Source organism: Nocardioides gilvus, assembly GCF_003194605.1.
Taxonomy (GTDB): Bacteria; Actinomycetota; Actinomycetes; order Propionibacteriales; family Nocardioidaceae; genus Nocardioides; species Nocardioides gilvus.
Window position 1 is genome coordinate 745197 of the sequence record NZ_QHKY01000002.1, and the last position, 12262, is coordinate 757458.

The following is a 12262-nucleotide window of genomic DNA, read 5'->3' on the forward strand; positions in this document are numbered from 1 at the left end:
CTCCACAGGGCGCACCATGGAGCCTGGTCTCGTCGCCGATCGGGCCACGCTCTGGGTCATGGTCGGCGTGGGTGGTTAGGGTTCACACGTGGACTCACCCCTCGCTCTCTACCGCCGCTACCGGCCCGAGACGTTCTCCCAGGTCATCGGCCAGGATCACGTCACGGATCCGCTGCGCAACGCGCTGGCGAACGACCGGGTCAACCACGCCTATCTCTTCTCCGGCCCCCGTGGTTGCGGCAAGACGACCTCGGCGCGCATCCTCGCCCGTACGTTGAACTGCGCGCAGGCGCCCATCGCCGAGCCCTGCGGTGTGTGCGACAGCTGCAAGGACCTCGCGACCGGTGGCACCGGCTCGATCGACGTCATCGAGATCGATGCGGCGTCTCACGGTGGTGTCGACGACGCCCGTGACCTGCGCGAGAAGGCCTACTTCTCGCCGGTGCGAGACCGTTTCAAGATCTACATCATCGACGAAGCCCACATGGTCACCAACCAAGGGTTCAACGCGCTGCTGAAGTTGGTCGAGGAGCCTCCGCCGCACCTGCGCTTCATCTTCGCGACCACCGAGCCCGAGAAGGTCATTCCGACCATCCGCTCGCGGACGCACCACTATCCCTTCCGGCTCATCCCCCCTCGCGCGCTCTCTGACTACGTGAGTGAGCTCTGCGGACGGGAGGGCGTCGCGATCGAACCCGCCGCGATCCCACTCGTGGTGCGTGCAGGCGCCGGCTCTGCCCGCGACACCCTCAGCGTCCTCGACCAGTTGATCGGCGGCTCGGGTCCTGACGGCGTCACCCACCGGTTGGCCGTGGCGCTGCTCGGCTTCACCCCGGACTCGTTGCTCGACGAGATCGTCGACGCCTTTGCGGCTGCCGACGGATCAGCCGTCTTCCGGGTCGTCGACAAGGTCATCGAGTCGGGTCAGGACCCGCGACGGTTCGCCGAGGACCTGCTGCGACGCATGCGCGATCTCGTGATCGTGGCTGCGGTGCCGGACGCCCCGGCCACGGGACTCATCGACGTCTCACAGGACCAGGGCGAACGCCTGGTCTCCCAGGCGGCTCGTTTCGGTGGCGCCGACCTCTCCCGAGCCGCGGACCTGGTGGCCAGTGGGCTGATGGACATGAAGGGCGCGATCTCGCCGCGACTCCTACTCGAGCTCATCTGTGCCCGCGTCCTGCTGCCGGGCGCCGACCACTCGAGCGATGGCGTGCAGGCGCGCCTCGACCGGATGGAGAAGCGCTTCGCCATCGGGGCGGTGCCCAACGCCGGGGCATCTGGAGCAGAGCCATCCGGAGCAGGGGCATCTGGAGACGTACGCGCTGACTCACCGCAGACGGCCCAGCAGCAACCCGCTCAGCAGCAAGCTGCCCAGCAGCAGGCGCACCCACGCCGCGACTCGTCGCAGGCCTCCCCGGCCTCGGCTCCCTCCGAGCCCAGCATTTCCCGGCCCGGCTGGGATGATGCTGCGCCCGTAGCGCCGGTCGGCCAGGTCCCGGCCGCGCAGGCCTCGGCTGCGCAGGCGGCGCCAGCCCAGGCGCCAGCAGCTCCGACCCGGTCTTCCCGGGCCGAGGCACCCATATCCCCAGCGGCCCCCGCCACTCCCGACCCCGAGCCGACCGCCGAGCCCGCGACGCCCCCCGGTGCGCCGGCAGGTGGCCTGACCCTGGTCGACGTACGACGGCTGTGGCCCGACGTCGTCAACGCCGTGCGGACACGTCGACGCCTCGCCTGGATGCTGCTCACCCAGAACGCCCAGGTCACCGGGGTGGACGGCAACACCCTGACGCTGGGGTTCAACAACCTCGGCGCTCGGGAGTCCTTCATGAAGGGCGGCAGCGATGTCGTGCTCCGTGAAGCAGCGATCGACGTCATCGGCGTCGAGTGGAACATCGATGCGGTGGTCGACCCCGGTGCCGTCCCCGGTGGCGCCGCCCCGGCGCACCGAGTCGTCACTCCTGCTGTCGCTCCCGCCCGAGCTTCGTCGGAAGCCCAGTCCACCGGTGGGGCCCAACCCCAGACCCAGAGCGGGGGACAGGCGCAGGCCGCCCCCGAGGCGCCCCCGCACAACCCCGCTGCGGAGCCCCCACCGGAGGATGACGACGCGCCGCCGGAGGCCTTCCGTCCCCACGAACGCCAGCCCGCCCCTGCCGACTCGCAGGCCATCGTCGCCGCGCGCGAAGCGATCAAGCAGACTCGTACGGGCGACCGCCCGGTGGACGACTCGAAGGCGCTGGCCGATGCTGCCGTGAGCCTGGACGACCCGGATGCCGACAGTGACGAGTTGGACAGCGCGGAGCTGCTCAAGCGCACGCTCGGCGCCCGGATCATCGAAGAGATCAAGAACCAGTAGACCCGGAGGAGATCACCATGACTGAAAACCCCTTTGAAGGCCTCGGCGGAGCCGGCGGCTTCGACATGAACGCGCTGCTCGCCCAGGCCCAGGAGATGCAGGAGCAGCTCAACGCTGCCAACGAGCGGCTGAAGCTCCAGCGCATCGAAGGCAATGCTGGAGCCGTGACCGTCACGATCGCCGGCAGCGGTGAGTTGACCGACGTCAAGATCGCCACCGGCGCCTTCGACGGCACCTCGGCCGAGGACCTCGAGGACCTCGGCGACCTCATCGTCGCCGCCTTCCGCGACGCCAAGGCCAAGGCCGACGAGAACGCCGTCGAGGCCTTCGGTCCGATCGCTGACGGTGGCCTCCCCGGCATGCCCGGACTGGGCTGAGCCACTTGTACGAAGGTGTCGTCCAGGACCTGATCGACGAGCTGGGCAGACTGCCCGGCGTGGGTCCCAAGAGCGCGCAACGCATCGCCTTCCACATCCTGCAGGCCGAGCCGGAGGACGTACGTCGTCTCGCCGACGTCCTGCACGAGGTCAAGGACAAGGTGAAGTTCTGCACGATCTGCTTCAACGTCTCCGAGGAGACGCAGTGCCGGATCTGCCGCGACCCGCGCCGCGACCCGACGTTGCTGTGCTGCGTCGAGGAGTACAAGGACGTCGTGGCGATCGAGCGGACCCGAGAGTTCAAGGGTCGCTACCACGTGCTGGGTGGCGCCATCTCGCCGATCGACGGCATCGGCCCGGAGCAGTTGCACATCCGTGAGCTGATGATGCGTCTGGCTGACGGGACGGTCACCGAGGTCATCCTGGCCACCGATCCCAACCTCGAGGGGGAGGCGACAGCGACGTATCTCACCAGAATGTTGTCGCCGATGGGGTTGCGTGTGACGCGACTTGCCAGTGGACTACCGGTAGGCGGTGACCTGGAGTATGCGGACGAGGTCACCTTGGGCAGGGCTTTCGCCGGAAGGCGGTCGGCAGATGATGGTTGAGACTGACTCGAGCGGGGCCGAGGCGATCGAGCCCACGCGCATTGACACAGGGCTTGAGGAGTTCGGCGGTCAGATCGCCGACCAGGTCGAGTCCTTCCTGGTGGCGGTCGGAGCAGTGGCCAACGTCGGCGACGACGGCCGCGCGATCTCGATCCTCCTCCTCGAGTTGGCGCAGATCTCGCTGGCCGGTGCCCGGTTGGGAGCCCACGTCGACTTCCGCCCGCGTTCGGAGTTCCAACCCGACGTCGGCACCGAGGGCGACGCCGATGACCTGCGGCGCATGCTCGCGGCCGCGCTCGGACCGGTCGACACGTACGAATTCGTCTTCGACCCCTACGACCCCGAGCTGTTGGAGAGCCGGCTCTCCGACGACATCGCGAGCATCGCGACAGACCTGGAGAACGGCCTGCGCCACTACCGCCTCGGCAATCTGGTCGAGGCCCTGTGGTGGTGGCAGTTCTCGTACGTCTCCTCCTGGGGCAACCTGGCCGGCGCCGCGCTCAACGCAGTCTGGTCGGTGGTGCACCACTCGCGTCTCGACGTGGACCTGTCGGTGGACGACGAAGCGATTGCCGCAGCCGATGAGATGCTGTCGGAAAGCCCCGAAGGCTGACGACTAGACTTGATCGGTGAGTCGACGCGCCGCGTCGACTCTTTCCCCACGATTCAAGCAAGGTGGTACCTCGGTGGGCATTGTCGTGCAGAAGTACGGAGGCTCCTCCGTCGCCGATGCAACCGGCATCAAGCGGGTGGCCCAGCGCATCGTCGACACCAAACGCCTGGGCCACGACGTCGTCGTCGTGGTCTCCGCGATGGGTGACACGACGGACGAGTTGCGCGACCTCGCGGAGCAGGTGACGCCGCTCCCGCCGCCGCGTGAGCTCGACATGCTGCTCACCGCTGGCGAGCGGATCTCGATGGCGCTGGTCGCCATGGCGATCGCCCAGCTCGGCTACAAGGCACAGTCGTTCACCGGCTCCCAGGCAGGCGTGATCACGACTGCCGAGCACGGTCGCGCCAAAATCATCGACATCACCCCCGGCCGGATCCAGGCCGCGATCGACGACGGTTCGATCGCCATCGTGGCCGGCTTCCAGGGTGTCTCCCAGGACACCAAGGACGTCACCACGCTGGGTCGCGGCGCCTCCGACACCACCGCCGTGGCGCTGGCTGCCGCCCTCAAGGCGGACGTCTGCGAGATCTACTCCGACGTGGACGGTGTCTTCACCGCTGACCCGCGCGTGGTCCCGACCGCCCGCAAGCTCGACAAGGTCTCCTACGAAGAGATGCTCGAGCTGGCTGCCTCCGGCGCCAAGATCCTCCACCTGCGGTGCGTCGAGTACGCGCGCCGCTCCAACATGCCCGTCCACGTGCGCTCCTCCTTCTCGACGAAGGAAGGCACCTGGATCCTGCCCGCCAGTGAAGACGAGGGAACCATGGAACAGGCCATCATCTCCGGCGTCGCCCACGACCGGAGCCAGGCGAAGATCACCGTCGTCGGCGTGCCCGACAAGATCGGTGAGGCCGCACGCATCTTCGACGCCCTCGCTGGCGCCGGCGCCAACATCGACATGGTCGTGCAGAACGTCTCTGCCGCGGCCACCGGTCGTACGGACATCTCCTTCACCCTCCCGCGCGAGGACGGTCAGACCGCGATGGCGGCCTTGGCCAAGGTCGAGTCCGAGGTCGGCTACGAGAAGCTGCTGTTCGACGACCAGATCGGCAAGATCTCCGTGGTCGGCGCCGGGATGCGTTCGCACCCCGGCATCACCGCCAAGTTCTTTGCCGCGCTCGCCTCCGAGGGCATCAACATCGAGATGATCTCGACCTCCGAGATCCGCATCTCGGTGATCGTCGACGACGTCGACGTGGAGCGGGCCGTGCAGTGTGCCCACACCGCGTTCGGCCTCGACGCCGACGAGGTCGAGGCAGTCGTCTACGGCGGTACCGGACGATGACCGCGATCGGGATCGTCGGCGCCACCGGCCAGGTGGGCGTCGCGATGCGCCAGATCCTCGAGGAGCGGGACTTCCCCGCGACCGAGGTCCGCTTCTTCGCCTCCGCGCGCTCCGCCGGCAAGGTGCTGCAGTTCCAGGGCAAGGACGTCGTCGTCGAGGACGTCGAGAACGCCGACCCCACGGGGCTCGACATCGCGCTCTTCTCCGCCGGCGCCACCACCTCGCGTGCCCACGCCCAGCGCTTCGTCGACGCCGGCGTGATCATCGTCGACAACTCCTCGGCCTTCCGCAAGGACCCTGAGATCCCGCTGGTGGTCTCCGAGGTCAACCCCGAGGCCATGGAGTCGGTCATCGCAGCCGGGCGCGGCATCGTCGCCAACCCGAACTGCACCACGATGGCCGCCATGCCGGTCCTCAAGGTGCTGCACGAGGCCGCTGGCCTCGAGCGCCTGATCGTCTCGACCTACCAGGCCGTCTCCGGCTCCGGCGTCGCCGGCGTCGAGGCGCTTGCCGCTGGTGTCGAGGCCATCGAGGACCCGCGCCCACTGGCGTACGACGGTCGCTCGGTCGAGTTCGGTGACCCGGCCCCGTACGTCGAGACCATCGCGTACAACGTGCTCCCGCTCGCCGGTTCGATCGTCGACGACGGTCTCAACGAGACCGACGAGGAGCAGAAGCTGCGCAACGAGTCCCGCAAGATCCTCGGCCTCCCCGAGCTGCGGGTCTCCGGCCTCTGCGTCCGGGTGCCGGTCTTCTCGGGTCACTCGCTCGCGGTCAACGCCGAGTTCGCCGAGGAGATGACTCCCGACCAGGCGCGCAAGCTGCTCACGGACGCTCCTGGTGTGGAGCTCGAGGAGATCCCGACCCCTCGCAAGGCTGCCGGCCAGGACCCGTCGTACGTCGGTCGCATCCGCCAGGACGAAGGCGTCCCCGGCAACCGCGGGCTGGCGCTCTTCATCAGCAACGACAACCTGCGCAAGGGCGCTGCCCTCAACACCGTGCAGATCGCGGAGATCATCGCCGCGCGCTGAGTCACTGCGTACGTAGGAAGCGGCGGTCCGGTCACCGGGCCGCCGCTTCGTCTGTTTTGGGGCTGCCGGTCGGCAGGCACAGTCGGCAGTTGCCCCTGTACCACTTCAGGAGCGGCCGGTGCGGTCCGTCTTGCATTCAGAATGGCCCGCCGATGAGCGTGGTTGACCTCCGCTACGTTGTGGCGCCCCCCAAAGCCGCCAATAGCAAGGAGCAGCTTCATGTCTTTTCGATCGGCACTGATGACGGTGATTGTTGTCGCACTCACCTTTTCAGCAGTCCCCTCGGCGCAGGCCAAGGACCGTGGCTGGAACAAAGAAGATGAGCCTTTGATCGCCAAGGACGATGGGAAGAAGAAGGCGTCGGGATACGGCTACTGGAACATCGGAACGACGTCGAACGGCACTCGGTCCCGTGCATACGGCTACCTGAAGGACAACCACAAGAATGGCCACAACGTCTTCTTCGAGCTCTTCACTCAGACGAACTCGGGCATCTGCTTCGCTCCCCAGTACACCGAGTGCTCAAGCAAGTACTACACGTACGACAAGCAGTTCTCAGAGTTCAACAAGGAAACGTGGAACGGGGACTATTGGTCGCACAAGTTGTACGCTTCCACAGGAGTGTCCAGCGGAGGCAACTACGCCCGCGCCAGCATGCGAGTCGGGGAGTCCAACAAGGGCCCGGACCTGCACAGTGGTCCGACCCTCACCAAGGGCAACAAGTACTGATTCTCGGACGTGGTGAAAAGGACTTCGCATCGTGCTCCTAGCAGTTGAATCGCTTTGCGTCTCCCAAGGAAAGTTCCGTCTCGGTCCCATTGACCTTGTCTTCGAAGGCCCCGGCCTGACGGTGCTACTGGGGCACAACGGGGCGGGTAAGTCGACCTTCCTGAGGGCTTTGGCGGGCGTCACTGGCGCGGAGGGCCGGGTTGAGGTCGAGGGCCACCTCCTCTCGCGTGGCGGAGGTGAGCGTCGATCTGCTCTGCGGAGATGTGCCTACGTCCCGCAGCGTGATGAGCTCCCTACGGGGGCTCGAGTGCGCGATGTCCTTGAGTTTGCTGCATGGCTCAAGAAGGTTCCTGCGCGAAGAGTCGGTCCCCGTCTTGATGAGGTGGCGGACCGGCTTTCCATCACCACTCTCATCGGGCGACGGATCGGCTCCTTGTCCGGCGGGGAGCGACAACGGGTCTCCATCGCGGCAGCGTTGCTGCACGAGCCGAGCGTTCTGATGTTGGACGAGCCCACCACTGGGTTGGACCCGGTGCAGCGCGTCGGCCTGCGGGCCATCATCAAGGACCTGGCCCAAGAGTGTGTGGTCCTGGTCTCGACCCATCTCGTCGAGGACATCGACACGTCTGCCGCCCGGGTGCTGGTGTTGGCCGATGGGCGGGTGGTGCATGACGGGGACGCCCTGACCCTGCAGGAAGCCGTGGCGGACGGAGCGCACGGGACCACCGCCCTCGAGCGGGGTGTCTGGACCATCCTGACCCGCGGAGGTGCTGACCATGGCTAAGGTCCGAGTCGGACTCCCGGGGAGCTGGGTGTGGTGGGCGCCCTTCGCCGCGGGGACTGCCGCTTTCGTGGCTTTTGTCCTTGGATCGGAGGCAGATCGTTGGGCTGGCGACTTCGGTTGGGGAATGGCCCATCTGTTCCAGACCCTGCCCACCGTCCTCATGGTGACTGCGTTCGTTGCAGCCGTGCTGAGCGCTCGCGCGCGTGGGGGAGTGGCGTCGTGGATGAGCCGTGCGCCTGAGTCTCCCGCGCGCGTGCTCCTTCCGATGGTCGGGGCCGCTCTCGCTTGGCCGGTGGCGATCCTGGTCTTGGCGACAGCGGTCACGGCGTACGTCACCGTGACCCACCAAGGAATGGTGGACTGGGGTTACGCAGCAATGCTTGGAGCACACTTGAGCGCCGTGATCCTCGCTGTTGCACTTGGCGCCTTCGTGGGTCGCCTCCTGTCCGGAGTGCCGGCGGCGATCGGTGCCGTGGGGTTGCTGGCGGCGGTGATGTTCCTGCCTGACCTCATGGGTTGGCGCAGCCTCTTCGAGCTCATTGGCTCAGGTCACGCAGTCCCGGGTCTGACCCCTGCGTCGGGCGAGCACCTCTGGAACGCCGGCTGGCTGCTTCTGGCTTCTGTCGTCCTTCTGTGGGGAGCTGCGCGGCCCGTCCTCGACGTACGGTTCGGCGTCGGGGTGCTGGCCGCGTCCTTGGTCCTGCTTGGCATCGGGACTGCAAAGGACTCGGGCGAATTGCTGGTCGCCTCGGGCGTGGAGCCGGATCACTGCATGGGGGACTCTCTGACCGTGTGCGTCTACGCCGGTTACGACAGTCAGTTGGATCTCGCCGTGCCGCGCCTCGAGGAGTTGCACGAGCGTGCGCGCGAAGCAGGCTTGGACACAAGGCTCCTCCCGACCTCGTACTCGCAGGATGACCACATCAGGAACGCGGACCGAGAGGGCACCGTGACTTTTGGGCCCACAGCTCCGGGGAAGTTGGACTTCGACATGGACAACGCTGCGGTGGCAGTGAGCACGCCGTTGTGGTGCAAGGCGATGTACCAGGACGAGCCCCCGGTGGCCCTGCTCGAGGACATGTCCCTCGTACGTGACTGGTCGCTGTTGCTGCTCGGCGGTCTGACCATGGACGAGTACGCGGAACGCAATCGTCCGGTGACGAACGCGGCGGCTGAAGTGCCCGCCGTGATGCAAGCTCTCCAGCGGATGAACTCGTGCGTGACGCACTGACCTACGCTGGGTGGCTCCTGAGGTTCCGCCCGCTCATCGGTGTGTTGACGGTGGCAGTCACCGTGGCGGTCGTCGCAGTGGGCGTGTTGAGCGTGCCCAACCTCATCGCCGACCCCATGATTCCGCGCACGCGCCTGAGTCTTCTCCTCTCCTGTCTTGCCGCCACCCTGGTGGTGGCACTGGTCGAACCACTACTGGGACTGGAGGAGCGCCTTTCGCCCAGGCGGATGCCGTGGGTTCGTGTGGCGGCCATCGCCATCGTCGTGGTGTTCCTGCTGGGACTGGTGGTGTTGCTGCGCAGCGCTCTCGTCGGTTCGCTGTTCGTGGGCCCGGCGGGGGCCTACGCCGGACTGGTGGGGATCGCTCTCTTCTTCTCGCGTGCCAATGTATTCCTCGGCCTGCTGGCCCCTTGGGCATACGCGATGACCGGCCTCACCCTCGGGTACGACGAGGCGATCCATGGTCGGCTGTCGCTGCAGCCGTGGGCATGGTTGGTCTCACCCGATGACCTCTCGGTCTCCCGGTGGCTCGGAGTTCTGCTGATGCTGGGGATCGGTGTGCACGCAGTGCCGAGGCGGTGAGGTCTGCGCCCGCCCCTGTGCAGCGGAAACGCAGAAATTCCCCGGCTCTGGGAGCCAGGGAATTTTCTGTCGGGGTGACAGTGTCCTGGTTCAGGACATACCGGACACATGTCTCACGACATCCCGGACGGCATGTCTCACGACATAGAAAACATCGCGGCGCCAGCGTGCATCCATGTCAAAGGCCCGCCTGGTCATCACCGCCGTCATCACCGAGAAACGACCCGTCGCCGAAGTCGCCCGACCTACGGCGTCTCCCGCTCCTGGCTCTACGAGCTCCTCGCCCGCTACCGCACCGAAGGCGACACCGCCCTCGAACCCCGATCCCGAGCGCCTAAGACCTCACCCCACGCGACCCCACCCCAGGTCGTCGAACTCGTCCTACGGCTACGCAAAGAACTCCTCGAGAACGGTCACGACGCCGGCGCCGAAACCCTGACCTGGCACCTGCACCACCACCACCAGATCACCCTGTCGCGAGCCACGACCCACCGCATCCTCACCCGCCACGGCGCCATCACCCCCGAACCCAAGAAGAAGCCCAAATCCTCCTACATCCGCTTCCAAGCAACGATGCCCAACGAGACCTGGCAATCCGACTTCACCCACTACCCGCTGACCGACACCGCCACGTTCCCCAAAGGCATCGAGATCATCACCTGGCTCGACGACTGCACCCGCTACGCACTCCACATCAGCGCCCACCACCGCATCACCACACCCATCGTCAAAGCCACATTCCGCAAAACCGCAGGTCAACACAGCATCCCCGCATCCACCCTGACCGACAACGGCATGGTCTACACCGTCCGACTCGACGGCATCGGACGCAACGGATTCGAACAACAACTACGCGACTGGCACGTGCACCAAAAGAACTCCCGACCCAACTGAACCGCCCCGGGGTGTCTGGAGAGTCCTTTCGTTGGAAGGATGATTCACATGGCACGTCCCTCGAGGTATCCCGTAGAGCTGCGTGAGCGTGCGGTGCGGATGGTGATGGAGTCCAAGTCGGACTACGAGCACGAGTCGGCCGCGATCAAGTCGGTCGCCTCGAAGCCCGGGATCACCTCTCCGGAGTCGCTGCGCAAGTGGCTGCGCCAGGCCGAGATCGACGGCGGCGCTCGGTCTGGCAAGACGACCGAGGAGATCGCTGAGATCAAGGCGTTGAAGAAGGAGAACGCCGAGCTGCGTCGGGCGAACGACATCTTGAAGGCGGCTCCGGCTTTCTTCGCGGCGGAGCTCGACCGCCCCAACAGGTTCTGACCGACTTCATCGACGAGCACAAGCAGGTGTTCGGGGTCGAGCCGATCTGTCGCGTGCTGACTGAGCACGGGATCAAGATCGCCCCGTCCACCTACTACGAGGCCCGAGCCCGTAAGCCGTCCAAGCGGGTGCTGCGCGACGCCGAGATCGTGGCATTGATGGAGTCCGAACGTGCCCGGCAGAAGCTGCTGGTCAGGTTCGGGGCCCGCAAGATGTGGCTGCACCTGCGCGGACGGGGTCACGACGTCGCCCGGTGCACCGTCAAACGCCTATACCGCCAGCAGGGATGGGTCGGGGCCCTGCGACAGCGGCGGTTGAAGCCGCCGCCTGGGATCGAGGTCGGACCCCGCCCGATCGACCGGGTGGACCGTCAGTTCTGGGCCGCCCGTCCGAACCAGTTGTGGGTGGCGGACTTCACCTACGTGCCGACCTGGTCGGGCATGGTCTACGTCGCGTTCGTCTTCGACGTCTTCAGTCGCAAGACCCTCGGATGGAAGACGCCAGCCGAAGTCTTCGAAGAGCAACTACGCTCGCTTCAACAACCCGGTGTTGCAACGACTGGTTGAACTCGCCCAGTACGTCAGTTTCGCGTTCACGGAGCGGCTCGTCGAGGCCGGCGTGGACCCCTTGGTCGGGTCGGTGGGCGATGCCTACGACAACGCCCTGGCCGAGTCCCAGATCGGGCTGTACAAGGCGGAACTGATCCGCCCCGAAGGGCCGTGGCGAGGGGTCGAGCACGTGGAAGTGGAGACCCTCAACTGGGTCGACTTCTTCAACACCGAGCGACCCCACGAGGCCATCGACGACCTCACCCCGATCGCCGCCGAGGAACTTCACTACGCTTCAAGAAACCGGCTTCAGTCGACCGGCTGAGCCATCAAACCGGGCCTCCGGACTTCCCGGGGCGGTTCACAGAGCCACACCAGCAGCCCTCTACGACACCATGCCCAAAGCCCTACCCGGACCCAGCCGCGAAACCGACACCCACGACCGGATCCGTCACGACCGCATCGACAAAACCGGAGCCGTGACCCCACGCCCGAACCCACGTCATCCTGCTCGTCCAAGACCTCGACGTCCGCGTCGTCAACGCAGTCACCGGCGAACTCCTGCGCGAGCTCACCATCGACCCCGAGCGCGACTACCAACCCATCAAATGAAAGAACACCCGAACCCACGTTTCCGAGGTTCGGGTGTCCGCGATGTCCTGAGACGGGACTGCTGCACGGATAGGTGACAACCGAGCGGCCTAACCAGATGGTTGGGCTGGAAGGATGTCCCCGTGACGAAGCCGTACCCCAAGGAGTTCCGCGACGACGTGGTCCGCGTCGCCAGGAACCG

13 protein-coding genes, 1 pseudogene and 1 other annotated feature are annotated in these 12262 nt (G+C 66.4%); all 14 genes and pseudogenes read left to right on the forward strand.

Going from position 1 to position 12262, the window contains the following annotated elements:
• The first annotated feature begins 88 nt into the window (after positions 1–88).
• The 14 genes and pseudogenes from DNK52_RS08845 (at position 89) to DNK52_RS16305 (ending at position 11794) form a co-directional block, all read left to right on the forward strand.
• Positions 89–2356: a DNA polymerase III subunit gamma and tau gene (locus DNK52_RS08845; RefSeq protein WP_110240573.1), complete on the forward strand. Its 2268-nt coding sequence runs from the start codon at positions 89–91 to the stop codon at positions 2354–2356.
• Between the two features lie 17 nt (positions 2357–2373).
• Entirely contained in the window at positions 2374–2733 is a 360-nt protein-coding gene (locus tag DNK52_RS08850) for a YbaB/EbfC family nucleoid-associated protein (protein WP_110240574.1), read from the forward strand.
• A gap of 5 nt (positions 2734–2738) precedes the next feature.
• Complete coding sequence (gene recR, locus DNK52_RS08855) at positions 2739–3341, forward strand: recombination mediator RecR (protein WP_110240575.1); 603 nt, start codon at positions 2739–2741, stop codon at positions 3339–3341.
• Positions 3331–3954 (forward strand): DUF5063 domain-containing protein, encoded by a 624-nt coding sequence (locus tag DNK52_RS08860; protein WP_239455463.1) that lies wholly within the window; start codon positions 3331–3333, stop codon positions 3952–3954. The genes recR and DNK52_RS08860 overlap by 11 nt, the downstream gene beginning before the upstream one ends.
• Positions 3955–4027: 73 nt before the next feature.
• Positions 4028–5299 carry an aspartate kinase gene (locus DNK52_RS08865; protein ID WP_110240577.1) on the forward strand — a complete coding sequence of 424 codons (1272 nt, stop codon included), beginning with the start codon at positions 4028–4030 and terminating at the stop codon, positions 5297–5299.
• The gene (locus tag DNK52_RS08870) at positions 5296–6330 is read left to right on the forward strand and encodes an aspartate-semialdehyde dehydrogenase (protein ID WP_110240578.1); all 1035 of its coding nucleotides are present in this window, start codon (positions 5296–5298) and stop codon (positions 6328–6330) included. Before DNK52_RS08865 ends, DNK52_RS08870 begins: the two co-directional genes overlap by 4 nt.
• A 219-nt stretch (positions 6331–6549) precedes the next feature.
• Positions 6550–7059 (forward strand): hypothetical protein, encoded by a 510-nt coding sequence (locus DNK52_RS08875; RefSeq protein ID WP_162598698.1) that lies wholly within the window; start codon positions 6550–6552, stop codon positions 7057–7059.
• Positions 7060–7090: 31 nt separating this feature from the next.
• Positions 7091–7843: an ATP-binding cassette domain-containing protein gene (locus DNK52_RS08880; RefSeq protein ID WP_275426144.1), complete on the forward strand. Its 753-nt coding sequence runs from the start codon at positions 7091–7093 to the stop codon at positions 7841–7843.
• A 124-nt stretch (positions 7844–7967) separates the two neighbouring features.
• A complete protein-coding gene (locus DNK52_RS08885; protein ID WP_162598700.1) occupies positions 7968–9074 on the forward strand; it encodes a hypothetical protein in 1107 nt (368 codons plus the stop codon).
• Positions 9059–9655 carry a hypothetical protein gene (locus DNK52_RS08890; protein ID WP_110240582.1) on the forward strand — a complete coding sequence of 199 codons (597 nt, stop codon included), beginning with the start codon at positions 9059–9061 and terminating at the stop codon, positions 9653–9655. The genes DNK52_RS08885 and DNK52_RS08890 overlap by 16 nt, the downstream gene beginning before the upstream one ends.
• A gap of 108 nt (positions 9656–9763) precedes the next feature.
• The gene (locus DNK52_RS08895) at positions 9764–10549 is read left to right on the forward strand and encodes a DDE-type integrase/transposase/recombinase (RefSeq protein ID WP_110240583.1); all 786 of its coding nucleotides are present in this window, start codon (positions 9764–9766) and stop codon (positions 10547–10549) included.
• 48 nt (positions 10550–10597) lie between these two features.
• Positions 10598–10921, forward strand: coding sequence for a transposase (locus DNK52_RS16295; protein ID WP_239455464.1), 324 nt, complete (start codon positions 10598–10600; stop codon positions 10919–10921).
• Positions 10879–11007, forward strand: a sequence feature (AL1L pseudoknot). Its footprint overlaps the gene before it by 43 nt.
• A 126-nt stretch (positions 11008–11133) precedes the next feature.
• Positions 11134–11370, forward strand: a pseudogene (locus DNK52_RS16300) (IS3 family transposase); the annotation flags it as partial.
• A 97-nt stretch (positions 11371–11467) separates the two neighbouring features.
• Entirely contained in the window at positions 11468–11794 is a 327-nt protein-coding gene (locus DNK52_RS16305) for an integrase core domain-containing protein (protein ID WP_239455465.1), read from the forward strand.
• Positions 11795–12262 lie beyond the last annotated feature (468 nt).